This is a genomic window from Serratia sp. CY76391 (assembly GCF_052166695.1).
GTDB classification, from domain to species: Bacteria; Pseudomonadota; Gammaproteobacteria; order Enterobacterales; family Enterobacteriaceae; genus Serratia; species Serratia nematodiphila.
This window is the reverse complement of the sequence record NZ_JBJNOJ010000002.1, coordinates 50,215-66,977: the sequence shown is the minus strand read 5'-3', so window position 1 is coordinate 66,977 and position 16,763 is coordinate 50,215. Positions and strand designations below refer to the sequence as shown.

The 16,763-nt window shown below is 58.1% G+C and carries 15 protein-coding genes; 3 read left to right on the top strand and 12 right to left on the bottom strand.

Translation table 11 applies throughout. From position 1 onward, the window contains the following. Positions 1-4 precede the first annotated feature (4 nt). Together ACJ8PN_RS07535 and ACJ8PN_RS07530 are read right to left on the bottom strand one after the other, a co-directional pair. A complete protein-coding gene (locus tag ACJ8PN_RS07535; RefSeq protein WP_041922337.1) occupies positions 5-526 on the bottom strand; it encodes a chromate transporter in 522 nt (173 codons plus the stop codon). Continuing rightward, positions 523-1,089 carry a chromate transporter gene (locus ACJ8PN_RS07530; protein WP_351110080.1) on the bottom strand — a complete coding sequence of 189 codons (567 nt, stop codon included), beginning with the start codon at positions 1,087-1,089 and terminating at the stop codon, positions 523-525. Before ACJ8PN_RS07530 ends, ACJ8PN_RS07535 begins: the two co-directional genes overlap by 4 nt. 103 nt (positions 1,090-1,192) lie before the next feature. Between ACJ8PN_RS07530 and ACJ8PN_RS07525 the strand changes: the two genes are divergently transcribed. Next, entirely contained in the window at positions 1,193-2,104 is a 912-nt protein-coding gene (locus ACJ8PN_RS07525; protein ID WP_351110082.1) for a LysR family transcriptional regulator, read from the top strand. A gap of 292 nt (positions 2,105-2,396) precedes the next feature. Beyond that, a complete protein-coding gene (locus ACJ8PN_RS07520; protein ID WP_442534775.1) occupies positions 2,397-3,566 on the top strand; it encodes a cupin domain-containing protein in 1,170 nt (389 codons plus the stop codon). Positions 3,567-3,603: 37 nt separating this feature from the next. Here ACJ8PN_RS07520 and ACJ8PN_RS07515 read toward each other — a convergent pair whose 3' ends face one another. Genes ACJ8PN_RS07515 through ACJ8PN_RS07505 form a run of 3 tightly spaced genes read right to left on the bottom strand, consistent with a single transcriptional unit; the run spans position 3,604 to position 7,600 of the window. Next, the gene (locus ACJ8PN_RS07515) at positions 3,604-4,908 is read right to left on the bottom strand and encodes a c-type cytochrome (protein WP_015377807.1); all 1,305 of its coding nucleotides are present in this window, start codon (positions 4,906-4,908) and stop codon (positions 3,604-3,606) included. 11 nt (positions 4,909-4,919) lie between these two features. Continuing rightward, positions 4,920-5,378, bottom strand: a complete 459-nt coding sequence (locus ACJ8PN_RS07510) for a (2Fe-2S)-binding protein (RefSeq protein ID WP_004940763.1) — start codon at positions 5,376-5,378, stop codon at positions 4,920-4,922. Next, on the bottom strand, positions 5,378-7,600 hold the full coding sequence (locus tag ACJ8PN_RS07505) for a xanthine dehydrogenase family protein molybdopterin-binding subunit (protein ID WP_351110086.1): 2,223 nt from the start codon (positions 7,598-7,600) through the stop codon (positions 5,378-5,380). Before ACJ8PN_RS07505 ends, ACJ8PN_RS07510 begins: the two co-directional genes overlap by 1 nt. A gap of 361 nt (positions 7,601-7,961) precedes the next feature. Between ACJ8PN_RS07505 and ACJ8PN_RS07500 the strand changes: the two genes are divergently transcribed. Beyond that, a complete protein-coding gene (locus ACJ8PN_RS07500) occupies positions 7,962-9,101 on the top strand; it encodes an acyltransferase family protein (protein WP_171453971.1) in 1,140 nt (379 codons plus the stop codon). A 25-nt stretch (positions 9,102-9,126) separates the two neighbouring features. On the opposite strand, the gene ACJ8PN_RS07495 is transcribed toward ACJ8PN_RS07500, so the two are convergent. The 7 genes from ACJ8PN_RS07495 to ACJ8PN_RS07465 form a co-directional block, all read right to left on the bottom strand. Beyond that, entirely contained in the window at positions 9,127-10,191 is a 1,065-nt protein-coding gene (locus ACJ8PN_RS07495; RefSeq protein WP_154870448.1) for a P1 family peptidase, read from the bottom strand. 171 nt (positions 10,192-10,362) lie between these two features. Then, entirely contained in the window at positions 10,363-12,462 is a 2,100-nt protein-coding gene (locus ACJ8PN_RS07490; protein ID WP_171453969.1) for a peptidase domain-containing ABC transporter, read from the bottom strand. Beyond that, on the bottom strand, positions 12,455-13,729 hold the full coding sequence (locus tag ACJ8PN_RS07485) for an HlyD family secretion protein (protein WP_171453968.1): 1,275 nt from the start codon (positions 13,727-13,729) through the stop codon (positions 12,455-12,457). Before ACJ8PN_RS07485 ends, ACJ8PN_RS07490 begins: the two co-directional genes overlap by 8 nt. A 100-nt stretch (positions 13,730-13,829) precedes the next feature. Further along, positions 13,830-15,107, bottom strand: a complete 1,278-nt coding sequence (locus ACJ8PN_RS07480; RefSeq protein ID WP_351110256.1) for a TcdA/TcdB catalytic glycosyltransferase domain-containing protein — start codon at positions 15,105-15,107, stop codon at positions 13,830-13,832. A gap of 58 nt (positions 15,108-15,165) precedes the next feature. Beyond that, on the bottom strand, positions 15,166-15,432 hold the full coding sequence (locus ACJ8PN_RS07475) for a hypothetical protein (RefSeq protein WP_253718547.1): 267 nt from the start codon (positions 15,430-15,432) through the stop codon (positions 15,166-15,168). Between the two features lie 56 nt (positions 15,433-15,488). Further along, complete coding sequence (locus ACJ8PN_RS07470) at positions 15,489-15,773, bottom strand: hypothetical protein (RefSeq protein ID WP_351110254.1); 285 nt, start codon at positions 15,771-15,773, stop codon at positions 15,489-15,491. A gap of 211 nt (positions 15,774-15,984) precedes the next feature. Beyond that, a complete protein-coding gene (locus ACJ8PN_RS07465; RefSeq protein ID WP_351110252.1) occupies positions 15,985-16,728 on the bottom strand; it encodes a sulfite exporter TauE/SafE family protein in 744 nt (247 codons plus the stop codon). Positions 16,729-16,763: the final 35 nt, after the last annotated feature.

The following is a 16,763-nucleotide window of genomic DNA, read 5'->3' as shown; positions in this document are numbered from 1 at the left end:
TCCTTCAGGCGAACAGCAAGCCGAGCAGCGCGCCCCCCGCCAGCACCCACAGCGGATGGAGGCGCTTGCTCATGCTCAATCCCGTCGCCAGCGCCACGATCGCCGCCAGCCGCCAATTGGGCGCGGAAGCCTCGGCGATCAAAAGGCCGCTGGCCACCACCAGCCCCACGGTGAGCGGCACCAACCCGGCCTGCACGATGCGGCGCCACGGGCGATCCTTAAAGCGCCGCCAGGCGCCCATCACCAGCAGCGTGACGATGGAAGACGGCCCGAACTTGGCGACCGAAGACACCAGCAGCCCCGCCCAGCCGGCCACATGCCAACCGACCAGCGGCACGATCATCATGTTCGGCCCCGGCGCGGCCTGCGCCATGGCGAACAGCGCGCTGAACTCCTGGGCGCTCATCCACTGATGCACCTCCACCACCTGCCGCTGCATCTCCGGCAGAATGGTCATGCCGCCGCCGAACGCCAGCAGAGACAGCTCGGTGAAGATCAGCGCCAACGCCATCAACACCCCGCTCATGACGGCCACCGCCACATCAGCAGAATGCTCAGCGGCGCCAGCACCAGCATGGTCGGCAGCAGCGGCAAGCGCAGCCAGGCAATGGCGATCAGCGCCAGCGCCACAATCGCCAGCGCCGCCCACTTGCCGCGCAGCGGCAGCAGCATCTTAATCCCGGTCGAGAGCAGCAACCCGGCGGCGGCGGCGGCCAGACCGGCGAACACATGCTGCACATGAGGATCGTTTTGGAAGCGGGCGTACACCATGCCCAGCCCCACTACGATCGCCGTCGGCGCGCTGATGAGGCCCAGCAAGGCGCACAGCGCGCCGCGCAGCCCGCGAAACTCCATGCCCACCGCCACCGACAGGTTGATCACGTTGCCGCCGGGCAGGAACTGACACAGCCCGAGCAGCTCGGTGAATTGTTCGCCGCTCAGCCAGCGCCGCCGCTCCACCAACATGCTGCGCGCCATCGGCAGTACGCCGCCGAAGCCGATCAACCCCAGCCACAGAAAGCCCAAAAACAGCGCCGCGTTGCCCGGCGCTGCCGCCGGGTGCGGTTTTATCGTATTGATATCTGACATGACATTGCCGTTCCACATCGCTTGTTTTGATGTCTGGTATCATGCGCGCCGCCGTGCCATGATGTCTAATGCATTCCTGAACAAAGAAAGATACCTTTGAGGCATGGTTATGATCGAACTGCGTCGCCTGCGGGCGTTCGTCACCGTGGTGGAAGAAGGCAACATCACCCGCGCCGCCGAGCGGCTGTTTATCCAGCAGCCGCCGCTGACCCGCCTGTTGCAGGGGTTGGAAGATGAATTGGGCGTGAAATTGTTGCAGCGATTGCCGCGCGGCGTGCGCGTCACCGAAGCGGGCGACGTACTGTTCGAAGAAGCCCGCGCCCTGCTGGCGCGCGCCGAACGCCTGCGGGAAGCGGTGCAGCGCGCCGCCCGCGGCGAGCAGGGCCACATCGCTATCGGTTTCACCAGTTCCGCCGCGCTGCACCCGTTCGTGCCCAACCTGCTGCGCCGCTACCGCGACATCCTGCCGGGCATCACTACTCAGTTGGAAGAGGCCGGCAGCGGCGAACTGATGGAGGCGTTGCTGGAACAGCGCCTCGACGCCGCCTTCGTGCGCTCGCCGGCCAACGGCATTCCCGGCCTGAGCGTCGAGCCGGTGCTCAGCGAGCCGATGATCGTCGCCCTGCCGCTGGGCCATCGGCTGGCGCAAGAAACGCAGCAACCGCTGCCGTTGACCGAACTGGCTCACGAGGTGTTTATTCTCTATCGCCGCCCGGCCGGCCAGGGGCTGTACGACGCCATTCTGGCCGCCTGCCACCGTGCCGGCTTCAGCCCGCGCATTGTGCAGGAAGCGCCGCGCCTGCCGGCCACCCTCAGCCTGGTCGGCGCCGGATTGGGGGTGTCAATCGTGCCCGGTTCGATGCGGCGGCTGGGCGGCGACGGCATCGTCTACCGCACTCTCGCCGCAGAGGCGCAGCTCAGCGCCCCGCTTTACCTGGCGCTGCGCCGCAGCCCGGCATCGCCGATCGTCGAGCGCTTTCGTCAGCTGGTGCTGGAGACCGTGGGGCAGTCATAAAAATAGCCCGAACGGCCAATAAAAAATGACGTTCGTTTATTATTTATTTAAGCCTGTGCGCGGTGAAAATTAATTCCAATCCATGACTATTCAACTTCCGGTTAATTAATTAAACCCGCTCTCACTTAGTAACAAACGCAAACAAATAAGCGCCTACGCAATACCTTCCAGCCGCTAGGATTTAAGGGTCACAGCCTATTCCCGCCGATGACAAAAAATCATTTCAATGGCGATCGCGCCTTCCCTGTCGCCTGCCGCTGCAGGCGCACGGTTTTATATTGGAGAAAACGCTATGCTATCACGTCGTGATATATTGAAAGTCTCCGCCGTCAGCGCGGCCGCCGCCGGCATGATCGGCGGCATCGCCAAAAATGCCGCTGCCGATGACCATCGCAATATCGTGCCCCCCAGCAGCTATCAGCCGCCTGCCGATGCGCAGCATCTCTATAAATACAAATTCACCGACAGCAAAAAGCGCAGCCTGCCCAGCGGCTGGGCGCGCGAAGCTACCGTCGAGCAATTCCCGATCTCCGAGGGCGTGGCCGGCGTCGACATGACGCTGGAGCCGGGCGGCGTGCGCGAACTGCACTGGCATGCCATCGCCGCCGAATGGGCGTTTATGCTCGAAGGCCATGCGCGCATCACCATTCTCGATCCCGAAGGCAAATGCGAAGTGGCGGATTTCGGCCCCGGCGACGTCTGGTATTTCCCGAAAGGCTATGGCCATTCCATTCAGGCGCTGGCGGACGGCGCGCATTTTATTCTGGCGTTCGATAACGGCCATTTCTCCGAATTCGGCACCTTCAGCATTACCGATTGGGTGGCGCATATGCCGAAAGAGGCATTGGAAAAAAGCGTCAACATGCCGGCGGCGGTATTTTCCAAGGCCAAACAAGGCGAAGCTTATATTGTCGGCGGCGCCGTTCCGCCCGCATTGCCATTGCCGAAAAACGACGGCGGATTAAATAACGCCCCGCTGACCCACCGTTATGAATTAATGAAGCAAAAGCCGTTCTTTGAAAATGACGCCGGCAGCGTCCATTTGGTGTCGTCGAAAGAATTCCCCATCTCCACCACCATGACCGGCATCATCGAGATCGTGAAACCCGGCGCGATCCGGGAATTGCACTGGCACCCCAATGCCAACGAATGGCAATACTATATTGCCGGCAAAGGCCGAATGACGGTGTTCAGCTCGCACGGCCACGCGCAGACGGAAGAGTACGCCCCTTCGGACGTCGGTTACGTGCCGCAGGGCTTCGGCCATTACATCGAGAACATCGGCGATGAGGATTTGAAGGTATTGATCGTGATGGACAACGGCATTTATCAGGACATTTCGTTGTCCGACTGGCTGGCGAAAACCCCGGCCTACCTGCTGGCGGACAACTTCAATAACCAGGTTGAAGACTGGCGGGATCGGCCAAAAGACAAACGGGTGATGTCGCGGCGCAGCCGCTGACGCCGCGGCGAGGGAGGCGCTCCCTCGCCGCTTTTCTTTACTGCTTGCGCTGCTCCGCCACCTGTTTGGCGGTGACTTTGCCCTGCTTGTCGCCGAAATGGCCGACCACAAAGTTGGCGACCGCCGCCACTTCCTCGTCGGAATAGGCGCTGCCGAACGCCGGCATCATCTCATGCCGCTCGCCGACGCTGATGCTCGTCCCCTTCAGGATGGCCTGCACCACGCTGCGCCCCTGCGGATCGTTCACCGCCGTGCTGCCGACCAGCGATGCGTACTCGCTTTGGCGGCCCGGCCCGTTCCACTGGTGGCAACCGCTGCAGTCGTTGGCGAACACCCGGCGCCCAAGCGAACTGTCTTGCCCGCCCGGCAGGATCGGCGTGGAAGCCCCCGCGCCCTTCGGCTGCAGGTTCACCGCCGCCGCGCCGTCGCCGGCGATCGGCTCGATGTCGCGCAGGTATTTCACCAGCGCCAGATTATCTTCCGGCGTCAGGAACTGCAGGCTGTTTTCCACCGCCTCCGCCATCGGGCCGGCGGCGCTGCTGCGCCCCGGCGCATGGCCGGTAGCCAGATATTGCGACAGCTGCTGGTCGCTCCAGCCGCCGATGCCGGTCTGTTTGTCCGGCGTGATGTTGGCGGCGAACCAGCCCTGCACCACTTCACCGCTCAGGTGCTTGCTCTGGTTAAGACCGAACCCCAGATTGCGCGGCGTATGGCACTCGCCGCAGTGGCCCAGCGCCGTCGCCAGATAGGCGCCGCGATTCCACTGTTCATCCTTGTTGAGATCCGGCGCGAAGCGCTGCTCATGGAAGAACGCCAGGTTCCAAAATTTCATGCCCCAGCGCTGGTTGAACGGGAACGACAGCTCGTTTTGCGGGTTGGCCTGTTTCACCGGCGGCAGGCTGAACAGATAATCCTTGATCGCCAGCACATCGTCGCGGCTAAGCCCGGTGTAAGAGGTATAAGGCATCGCCGGGTACAGGTTGCCCTGCGGGCCGATGCCCTCACGCACCGCGCGCACGAACTGATCGTCGCTCCAGTTGCCGATGCCGGTCTCCTTGTCGGCGGTAATATTGGTGCCGTAAATGGTGCCGAACGGCAATTTGAAGGCGAAGCCGCCCGCATAAGGCGCGCCGCCCGGCGCGGTGTGGCACGCCACGCAGTCGGCGGCGCGCGCCAGGTACTCGCCGCGCGCCAGTTTGTCGGTCATGCCGGCCGGCGCCCCGGCGATCGGCGCCGCCGGCTCAGCGCCGGTTGGCCGCAGCAGGGTATACAGCGCGTATCCTCCCGCCAACACCACCACGGCGATAATCAGCCATAACAGCCCTTTCAAGGCATTGCTCATCGCATCTCTCCCTAACCCAACGCCTTGGCGGCCTGGTGGATGGCGGCGCGAATGCGCACATAGGTGGCACAGCGGCAGACGTTGCCGCCCATCGCCGCGTCGATGTCCGCATCGCTCGGATCCTTGCTTTGCGCCAGCAGCGCGCTGGCGCTCATGATCTGGCCGGACTGGCAGTAACCGCACTGCACCACGTCCAGATCAAGCCAGGCTTCCTGCACCGCCTTGCCTTCCGGCGTGGCGCCCACGGCTTCGATGGTGGTGATTTTCTTGCCGACGGCGGCGGAGACCGGCGTCATGCACGAACGCACCGGCACGCCGTCCAGATGCACGGTACAGGCGCCGCACATGGCGATGCCGCAGCCGAACTTGGTGCCGGTCAGGCCGGCTTCGTCACGCAAAAACCACAGCAGCGGCATGTGCGGATCGCCCTCAAAGGTCAGCGGCTGATCGTTTACGGTTAAATGAATCATCAGGTTCTCTCCTTGTCAGACGCCGGATTCGCAGTGGGATTATGCAGCGGCAGGCTCAGCGAGGTGCGCGGCCGCCCGAGCAGCGCCAGCGCATTGCCGACCGCCGGGGCGATGGTCGGCACCCCCAGTTCGCCCACGCCGGTCGGTTTCTCGGTCGAGGGCACGATGATCACCTCGATCTCCGGCATCTCATCGATGCGCAGCGGGCGGAAGTTATTGAAATTGGACTGTTCAACCACGCCGTCTTTCAGCGTGATATTGCCGTATAGCGCCATGCTGAGGCCGTAACCGATGCCGCCCTCGATCTGCGCGCGGATCACGTCGGGGTTCACCGCCACGCCGCAGTCCACCGCACACCACACCTTGTGCACTTTCGGGATGCCGCCTTCGCCGATCGACACCTCGGCCACCTGCGCCACATAGGTATCGAACGCCTTGGCGACGCCCACGCCGCGCGCGCGCCCGTCCACCACCTTGGCGCCCTGCCAACCGGCGGCTTTGGCCACCGCCCGCAGCACGCCCGCCGCGCGCGGCGCATCACCCATCAGCGCCAGCCGTCCTTCCACCGGATCCTGCCCGGTTTCCTGCAACAGCTGATCGATAAAGCTCTCCACCGCATGGCCGGTGTGGGTGCTGGCGACCGACCGCAGCGAGGTGGTCGGCACCTTGCCGGGCACGATGTGCGCATCGCAGCGAAAGGCTTCGAAGGTGTATGACACCTCGCTGGCGCCCTCGACCATCATTTGATCGAGCCCGTTGACCACCAGCGCATCCATCGCGCTGTGGCGCGTCCAGGAGTGGCCGACCACGGTATCGGTCCAGCCCACCACCTTGCCGCCGCGAATGGCGCCGCGCAGGCGGTGCAGGATCATCGGGCGATACCAGCCGTTGCGGATGTCGTCCTCGCGCGTCCATACCACCTTCACGCCGTGGCCGGGGCCGATGCCCTTGGCCGCCGCCGCCATGTCGGCCGCCAGATCCGGCCCCAGCGTCGGGTTGCCTAAATCGATGCGCCGGCCGAAGCTGCCGCCCGCCAGAATGGTTTCAATCTGCACCTTGTCCGGCGGCAACTCGAACAGATCGCACAGCTGCTTGTGGTCAAGCGTCTGGATTTGGCAACCGTAGCGCGCCTTGACGCTTTCGCCGTCCCAGAACAGATAGCCGTCCAGCGGCTCCATCGGCGCGTGGGCGACGTACGGGAAGGTGTATTCAGCCTCGATCACCTTGTCGGCCTTATCAAACACCTCGTCCGGCTTGCCGTGGCTCTTCGCCACCACGCCGGTTTTCTGTGCCACCTGGCGGAATTCGGCGTAGATCTCCTCGGTGTTGCGCCGTTCGGCCTGCGCATCGTCCCAGGTGACCCTCAGCCGTTCCCGCCCCTGGATCGCCGCCCAGGTGTTTTTGGCGTAAACCGCCACGCCGGTGGCAACCTGTTTCACCGCCACCACGCCCGGCACCGCCAGCGCCCGCTCGGCGTCGAAGGTCGCCACTTTGCCGCCGAAACGCGGCGGTTTCTTGATGGTGACGGTCAGCATGTCCGGCTCGTGGATATCCTGCGAGAACTGCGCGCTGCCGTTGGTTTTCGCCAGCGAATCGACGCGGTGCAAACCGCGCGTTTTGCCGATCAGGGTGAAATTGGCCGGATCCTTCAGCGTCAGGCTGGCGGGATCGGGCGGCGGCAGCGAGGCGGCCAGCGCGGCGAATTCGCCGAAGCCCGCTTCGCGCCCGCTGGCGGCATGGCGGATCTTGCCCGCCTGCACGGTGATTTCCTGCGCCGAGGTTTTCCAGCTCTGCGCGGCGGCCTGCACCAGCAGCGCGCGCGCCATGGCGCCCATGCGCCGCATTTGCTCATAGGCATTGGCCACCGAGCTGGAACCGCCGGTGCCCTGGAATCCGAAGGCCAGGTTTTTGTAGATAGTGGTGTCCACCGGCGCGGCCACGACCCGCACCTGCGCCCAGTCGGCATCGAGCTCTTCGGCAACCAGCGTCGCCATGCCGGTATAGACCCCCTGGCCCACTTCGGTGTGTTTACTGATGACGGTGACGACGCCGTCGGCGCCGATCTGGACGAAGGCGTTGGCGTCTAACGCCGCAGTGCCGGAGGCGGCCGGGGCGTTCGAGCGCGCCAGCGCGCCGGTGGACGGCAGATAGGCACCGATCACCAACGCCCCGGCGCCGACGATAAACCGCCGCCGCGAAAGCGGAACTTGGGATATGCTCATTGCTCATGACTCCAAAAAAGCCGAAGGCGTCACTGCCTTCGGCGAAACAAATCTTGTTATGGGAATGGCTTGCCGCGCCCGTCAGGTGACATAGCGCAACAGAGCAATAATTAGCGTAGCCTATTATTCAGCAGGCCTAATCTTGATAAGGGATTTTCTGTTGGAGAATCGTGCGGTTCAACGGTGTGCTGTTATCGAATCGCCGTCTGGCCAAAAATCTGAGCGACGCCGTGCATGGCTTCTGTGCTCGTCGAACAACAATTCGTTGCATTGCCTTCAGGTTTACGCTCCCGGCATTGGAATAGGATATACTCCCGACCAAAATACATCGTCACCATTTGGTTCATTTTGGATGTTTTTCATGCAGCAATCCTCCATATCAAAAAAAAATCATGATATCGAAGTATTAAGAACCGTCGCGATCGTTTTCGTCATTCTGGCGCATGTCGCGGGGATACTCAGCCCGGATTCGCTCTACTGGCGAATTTTGGACTATGCACGCTTCGGCAGCGGCGTCGATCTCTTCTTCTGCGTATCGGGCTTTATTATCACCTCGTCAATTTTGTCAACGGTGCCAAAAGACAAAAGCCTCAGTGCTTTTGCCAACTTTACCGTGCCATTCTGGAAAAAACGGTTTTGGCGACTCATGCCTTCGGCTATTTTTTGGATCTTTATCGTTCTGTTGCTGGCTTTTATTTGGGGCGGGAAAGGCCAGATTATTCCCTTTGAGAACATGTTCACTTCGGCGTTGCATGCCCTTACTCAAACGCAGAACTTTTACTTTATCGAGTGTCGGCCCGCAGGCACCTGCGGCGAACTAGGCATTTACTGGAGCCTGTCTTTAGAAAATCAGTTTTATCTGCTCTTACCCCTTCTCGCCTTCTTCTTGACTGACAGGAAGCTTGCGCTCTTTTTCTTCGTCGTTTTTATCATCCAAGTTTTCTTGCCGAGAACATTGAACGCGGCAACGCCAGTCATGTGGCCGTTAAGAACGGATGCGGTCGCACTGGGGGGCATTATTGCAATCTTTGCACATAACGCCCCCTCGTCACGTCCCTATCCCAGACTGCTTGAGAGCAAAGCCTTCTGCGCCGGGGCTTTCATGATCGCGTTGCTCTTGCTGGCTTTGCTTTCCAGCCCTCAACCGTTCCTCAGTTTTTCGGTCGGTCTCACCGCCGTGGTTTCCGGCTTCTTAGTGTTACTCGCCAGCTATAACCGCGGTTGCTTTTCAAGTCATCCCACCGTGCGCGTGTTTTGCGATTACATCGGTTCCCGCTCGTACTCTATCTACTTAACTCATGTGGTCGCACTGTCCCTTACCAAAATCCTCTTCTTTTCCGCCGCTACCCGCTACGACGGCCTGCACACCGCCCTGTACCTGGCGTTTTTCTTGGCCGCAACGCTGCTGATGTCGGAATTCAATTACAGAATCATTGAAATGCCGTTAAGAGCGCTTGGCAGGAAGAATAAGCTGAAAAAACCGGTGGCGTCCTTCATTTAGCGCACACCAAGCGTCAGCCCTGCCGTCAGGTTATGCCGCCCGCCGCCAGCCGATCGAGCAGCGGGCCCAACGCCATACGATCGTGCTGCTGGAAACCGCTGACGCCTTCGGCGCTGAGCAACGCATCCAACACCGCGTATTCGGTGGCGTCCGCCGCCGCCGCAAACAGCGGCTCCAGTCGTTCGTCCGGCAACGTCGCCCCCAGCAACCGGGTGGAAAACGCCAACGCGATATCGCCGGAGCCGTGCCCCCAATGGCTGCCCACCCGCCCCAAACCGGCGCCCGCGCGGCGAGCGATGCGGTTCAGCTGGCGGCTGTCCAGCGCCCGATCGCAGGCGATGATGATAATGACCGAACCGGCGTCCACCTGCGGCGGCGGATCCGCCAACAGCTTGCCCAGCGCCTGGCCGACGCGCACGCCGCTCAGCGTCAGCGAGTCTAGGGTGCCGAAGTTGGCCAACACCAGCACGCCGAGCGTGGTGCCGAGCCCAGGGCAATAGCGCGAGGCGGTGCCGATGCCCCCTTTCAAGCCGAAGCTGCTCATGCCGCGCCCGGCGCCGACGCTGCCGCGCGCAAAGCGGGTGGAATGGTTATCCAGCGCGCTGAAGACGTGCTCCTCACGCACCGCCATCGCCTGAATATCGTTGAGGTAGCCGTCGTTGCACTCCAGCACCAGGGGGTTAATGGTGGCGCTGCCGCGGCCGATCTGCGGGTAACGCAGACAGCTGCGCCGCACCATGGCGTTGAACAGCGTGCCGACCGCGAAGGTATTGCTCAGCAGGATCGGCGTTTGCAACACCCCCAGCTCGTTCAGCTGCACCAACCCCAGCGGCTTGGCGAAGCCGTTGAGCACCGCGCTGCCGCACGGCAACGGCTGGTTAAACAGATCGCCCGGTGGCACGATGGCGGTAACGCCGGTCTGGCATTCGCCGTCGGCCAGCGTGTGATGCCCGACGCTGACGCCCGGCACGTCGCACAGGGTGTCGGTCGGGCCGGCCGGATAGCGCGCGCCCGGCAGGCGGCGATGGCGCCGCCAATAGCTCAGCAGATTGTCGAGGCTTTGTTGTTCAAACGCCTGGCTGTCTGTCATGGTTCCCTCATCCGCCGTCAGCCCATCAGAAAACCAGAATATCGCGCAATGCGCCGCGCCGTAAATTGAAAGCCGAAGCGAGCAGCAAAAATAGCCTTGCCCCATCGCCATTTATTGGGTTTTTAGGGGGGAAACAGTGTAAATGGCCGGTGCCGCGGGTGATATCCCCCCTTATCCCAAATGTATAACCCGATCTGCCGACGCAATGGTCGTTTCACGGTGGGCAATGATCAGCTTAGTGATATTGAGTCTCTTGATGGCCTGATTCACCACAGCTTCGCTCTCCTTATCCAGCGCGCTGGTGGCCTCATCCAGAAACAAAATAGCCGGTTTTTTGTAGATTGCCCGGGCTATGAATAGCCGTTGTTTTTGCCCGCCGGACAATCCTTCCCCCAACTCGCCAATCAGTGTTTCATATCCCATAGGCATGCGTAAAATCACGTCATGCAGATAGCTGGCACGGGCACAGGCTTGCATCCAGGCATCGTCCACCTCGTCCGCAAACCCGCAAATATTTTCCCGGATCGAGCCGGAGAACAGTTTGTCGTCCTGCATCACGCAGGCAATCATTTTGTGGTAGTTGTTGATGCCGAGCTGGCGGATATCGACACCGTTCACCTCAACCCGCCCTGAATCCGGGGTAAACAGTCCGCACAACACCTTCATCAACGTGGTTTTGCCGGTGCCGGACGGGCCCACAATGGCCACGCTTTCGCCCGGCGCAACGCTGATGTCCAGGCCATCAAAGATAGCCGGTGACTGGCTGTCGTAGCGATAGCTCAGGGCATGGGTCGTCAATCCCAAAGGTTGCAGCCCCGCCGTGTAAGGGAGATCGGGTTTACGCGCCTCCCGCGGATGCAGGGCGATATCGGCAATGCGCTCGTTATGCAGGCTCATCATGCGCAGCTGCAGCAAAAATTCCGTCAGCGACCCGATGCGGTCGGAGAACTGGCCCCGAAAGGCGCCGAACGCCACGAACATGCCGAGGGTCATCTGGTTATCGATCACCAGGCTGGTTCCCAGCCACAGAATGACGATCTGATCGCACGCCGCTATGAAGGTGTTGATCCCGCCAAACAGCATGTCCATCCTGGTGACGCGGATACCCGTGTTGATGGTGTCGATTTCAAGATTGAGCCAGTGGGCGATGCGGCGTTCTGCCATGCCCTGCATCTTGACGGTAGCGATACCGTACAGCGTTTCCATAAAATACGAGCCGGCCCGCGCCTCTCTCACCAGCGCCTCCTCGGACAGCTGACGGTAATATCCATAGGTCAGCAGCCGCATCAACACATAAAGCGCAGTGAAACTGAGCACTACCCAGGTCAGCCAGCCGCCATACAGCACCATCATCACCAACACACCGATCACCATGATGCCGTCCATGATGGCGCCGACGATACTGGTGGTGAAAGTGCTGCGCAGCGTATCCAGTGAACCGAAGCGTGATTGAATGTCACCCAGCTTACGCCGTTCAAAGTAACCGAGTGGCAGGCGCAGCAGATGGGTGAACAACCCGGACTGCCACTGCACGTTGATAAGCGTCGCCATGACCAATCCTGACCATGCCCGCACCATGCCGATGGCAGCCCGCAACAAGATAAACAGCATCAATCCGGCGCAGATGAGCGACAGTAACCCGCGATCTCCGGCAGGAATGGCGTGATCCATCACCAGCTGCGTGCCGATGGGCATCACCAGGTTGATGGTTTCGAACACCAGAGACAGGCAAAAGATTTTGCCGAGCGCCCCCTTGAGGCCATGCACGCTGCCGATCAGCGTGCGAAGATGAATACGATGGCGGACGCTGTCGGCGGTGAATTCGCTGCCGGGCCAGGCCTCAAGCGCTACGCCGGTGAAACTGTGCGACAGTTCCGTCAGGCTGACGGCCCGGCGCCCGCGCGCCGGATCGTGCAGCACCGCGCGGTGGCCTTTGACGCTGACCAGCACCACGAAATGGTTGAATTCCCAGTGCAGAATGCAGGGCAGTTTCAGCGCGTTGAGTTCGTCCAGATCCAGAGACAGAGGACGGGTGCTCAACCCCAATTGCTCGGCGATACCGGTCAGTCCAGCCAATGTGGCACCGCGGGATGACAGATTGAACTGCCGGCGCAGCGCGATCAGGTCGATGTTTTTGCCGTAATAACCGCAGATCATCGCCAGACAGGCCAGCCCGCATTCCGACGACTCGGTCTGGTGCATCATCGGAACCCGGTGGCGCAGCCGCAGATCCAGTTGGCTGACCCGCTGTTTGAATGTGCTCCTACTCATTGACCGGCCCCGTCGCACTGTGTTTCATGTCGTAGAACGGCGACAGCATCCATTGATACATCTTCCTTTTTTCAAGAAACAGAGTGCTTTGCGCTTTCATGCCGTTTTCCAGGCTCAGACGTTTACCATCGTAAGTAATGGATTGTTTTTCCGGGATAACGATTACCTTGTAGTACGGCACGGCGGCGGTCAGCGCCGCTTTGGGCGCCCCCTGGTAGGTCAGCATTTCCTGCGGTGAGGCCGGGGCTTTGGAGATGACGGACACTGTGCCGGCGAACTGGCCGAACTTCTCCGCCGGAAAGGCGTCATAGCGCACATTGACCTTATCGCCGGCGGCAATGTAGGGGATGGCGTCGTTGGGCACCCACAGTACCAGGGCATAGCGATCGATGTTTTGCGGAATAATCTGCAGCAGACTGTCGCCAATGTTGACCATCTGGCCAACCGTGACGCTCAGCGAATCGATGCGGCCGCCGGCCAGCGCGCGAACGATAATCTCGCCAGTGGCATCGATGTTTTGCCGCTCCTTTTGCAGCTCGTAGCGCTGCAGCTCCATCTGGTAGATCTGGTTGTCGAATTCGGCAGCCTGGATATGGATCTGGCTCTCCAGCGCGGTGATCTGCAACGCATTCTGTTCGTTCTGGCCAGACAGGCCCAGCAGGTTGTTCTGCTGCTGGTAATACAGCGCCACCTGATTGGTGAGCTGATCCTTATTGATCAGCCCCTGGGTCTGATAGTGCCGGTAGTTCTCCATGTTTTCCTTCATGATGCGTATCCCTTCCTGGGCGCGTTTGAGGATATCGGTAGAGCGGGTGAATGCAGCGGTGTATTGCGCCTTCTGTTGTTCCAGCATGATAAGCGTGGCCTGCTTGCTGCTTTCCAGCCGGTTAATGATTTGCGCAATGCGCGCCAGCTGGCCATCGATATCCCGGCGTTGGTTGTCGCTGAGCACACCGCTACGGGTACTCTTGCTGACGTCGATCTGGTAAATCGGGGCACCGGCGGCAATCACCTGCCCTTCAGTGACAAATTGTTTGACCACTATCCCCTGGACGGCGGAATAGACATTGGCGGCCCGCGGATAAGTGCTGATCTCACCGGTCACGTTGACCCGCCGGGTATAGGTGCCGGCGATCGCGAAGGTGAGAAAGGCGATGAAGAAAAACAGGCAGAGCCCTGCCGTGAGCCAAACGGGAATACCGGGTAGCAGGAGTGCCCGGCCACGCCATTTCATTTTCTGATTATCGATCGCTTCCTGGCGAAACATGATCAGCGTCCCTTATTGATAGCTAACATTCAAATTCACAGGCTATTGTATTGACAATAAAACAAGCAGAAGGTCAGTTCTGCATTTCAAGCCATCCTTCTTATTTGCGCCACGTGGAATAGGCGCCATCAGGTGTATCTATGTTGTGTTGAAACAATGCAATTCCAAAGTCAGGGTTTTGCATATATTCCGCAATGCTGGATGGCTCAATCAGATATCCAATATTAAAGACCTCATAAGCCAACCCCAATAAAACCTCAACAATTAAACCCGGCCCAGTTAAGACCGGGGTCACACAATAGTCCCTTGTTATTAACTCGGTCCTCCATGGTAAGATTCTGGTCAGATAACACCTTGACCCATCATCAACATAACAGTTAAATATGCAATTGTTTTTTTCTAAAAAACGGTATCTTTTTTTCATTGTTCTAAGAATGATTCTTACCGCCTTGGATTTTTTGTGAGAGGACATGAAATTATTAAAATAAACACCTTTAAATCTTCTGAGTGATCCTAGCGCCAATAAATTTTTATGAACGTATGTTTCACCCAATGGCAATATCATATCCAGGGAAAACTCAGAGAGATCCAGTTCGATAAGCCTTTTTATTTTTTTAAATTCAACAGCATCTACGCCTAACTCATTTTCATCGCAGCTGAACACGGCTTCAGGCAGTGCCTCTTCTGAATTTATCTTTTTTAAAAGACATAGGGTCTTAAATAACAAAAGCGAGTCACTCTCGACAATGCCCTCTTTTTCTATATGTTTATTTAGTTTATGATATATGTTATCAATGTATGGAAGCGTATCAACATCTATATAGGTGCCACCATGCAGATAGATAATTAAAAGTCTGGCAATATCACTTGCACTGGCAATGTTATTCCTTAGTATAATCTCATAATAATAATACTTCATAAAATCATCGAAACCATTGCAAAAAAGCTCCGCTATGCACTTTTTTATAAAACCTCTGTTACCAAACCATGAGTCTTCAATCGCTTTTGGCGGTTTCTGATAAGGAATTTCATTTTTTATTAAGAATTCGATAACCAGCTCATCAAAAGAAAAACCTGCCTTTATTTTTGGGTATATATAATTAAAGGCGTTATTTTTTATTTTCAATTCAGCATTAACTTTATTTTTGGTTTTTTTTGCGTTGACGAAATCGCGTATGGCATTGTTTAGTAAATGACACAGTGAAGCGTCTCTGTCATACCAAAAGAATATCTGCTTATCTTTATTTGTTTTTTTCCATATGTCGATATAATGAGTATTTACTTCATTTAAGTCACCAATCCATATAAAATGCAGGATGCCTGGAACGGATGACTTTTCTGTCTTTGATAAATCGATACCCAATGCCTGATGGCTCATTTAAATTACCACAAAATATAGTATGGAAAACTTGAATGATTCAATGCTGGATTATGGCTCAGCTCAAAAAATAGACTATCGCCATAGCAATAACACAAATAGAACAGAACCATAAATCACCGGAAAAATTCCTCAATGAGTCCAAGTAGTCATTGCTGTTCTTATTTAGTTTATTAATGGCATCACTTTCATTATCAGCCTCTACTTCGACATGATGCTTTCTGAACCCCTTCTGCCTCATCTCCTTAATTATTCCTCGTGTAACCGCTTCCTTTCTTAGCACTTTTGATTCATCACCCTTTATAAAAACAACATATCTATTCATCATACACCCCATAAAAGCACAGAATGTTACTTCTGTGCTGGAATTCCATCTGTTAATTAGCGTTTGGTTCCGAATTCTCTGGCCTCTCTCGGCCCAGTACCATTGCCGCCATAACCATTTCCTGTAGAACTGCCATTCCCCCAGAAACCACTGGCGCCGGAACCGCTGCCATACGGGCTGTTTTTTGACAAGAATGACTGAAGTCCACGATCGCCGCCGTTATTTCCACCGCGACCTGAAGAGCCAGACCCTCCGTTATCAGACGACCTTTTTCCACTCCCATCGCGATCCTGCCATCCTCCCGACACCGCATCGAATTGGCTACTTAAAATTTCCTTCATAAATACTCTCCTATGGGTTTACTGGTTTTACAGTCATTAAAAATAGCTGTAATGGCAAAAGTAAAACACACTAATAACAATCCATAACCATCCTGTATTTCATGAAAAAACCAATAAGAAAAGTGTGTTCTAAACATTGCAACCCATCATATTAAAATAAAACCCAGAATAATATACCGAACCTAATTACACGCAGATGCTATCGATTCAATTAATTGAATCGCCAAATAATCTCAACGCCCAAGATTAATAACCCAATAAAGAAAAGGCGGCGAAACAACTGCGGGCGACAATGACGGCGCACCCTCTCCCCCAACCACATGCCGGCCAACGCCGGCAACAGCGACAGCAAGGAAGCGCCGAGCAGCGAGCCGGGCAGCGCCTGATGCCAGGCTAATCCGGCGGCCAGCGCCAGCGTCGAGACGGTGAACGACAGCCCCAGCGCCTGCACCAGCTCATCGCGCGCCAGGCCCAACGCATTCAGGTAAGGCACCGCCGGAATGACGAACACCCCGGTGGCGCCGGTCAGCGTACCGGTCACCAGGCCGCACAGCGGCCCCAGCCAAGGCTCTGCCACGGCGGAAATGCGCCCATCGAAACGGGTGAATCCCAACAGGGCATAGCCGATCAGACACATGCCCAGCGCCAGCGGCGCCAGGCGGCCGTCGCCGGCAGTGAGCGCCCCCGCGCTCAACAATGTGCCCAGCGTGACGCACAGCATCATCGGCCAGAGCCGCCGCCACAGCGCCCACAGCGTCGGCCCGCACAGCAGTTGCCACAGGTTGGTGATCAGCGAGGGCAACAGCAGCAGCGCGGCGGCCTGCCCCGGCGGCATCATCAGGCTGAGCAACCCCATCGACACCGTCGGCAACCCCAGACCGATCGCCCCTTTGACCGTGCCGGCCAGCGTAAAAATGCCCGTCAGGGCGACAATTTCGAGTAACGTCAGCGACATGCGTCTATCCTTATGGCGAATCAACGGCTCGATTG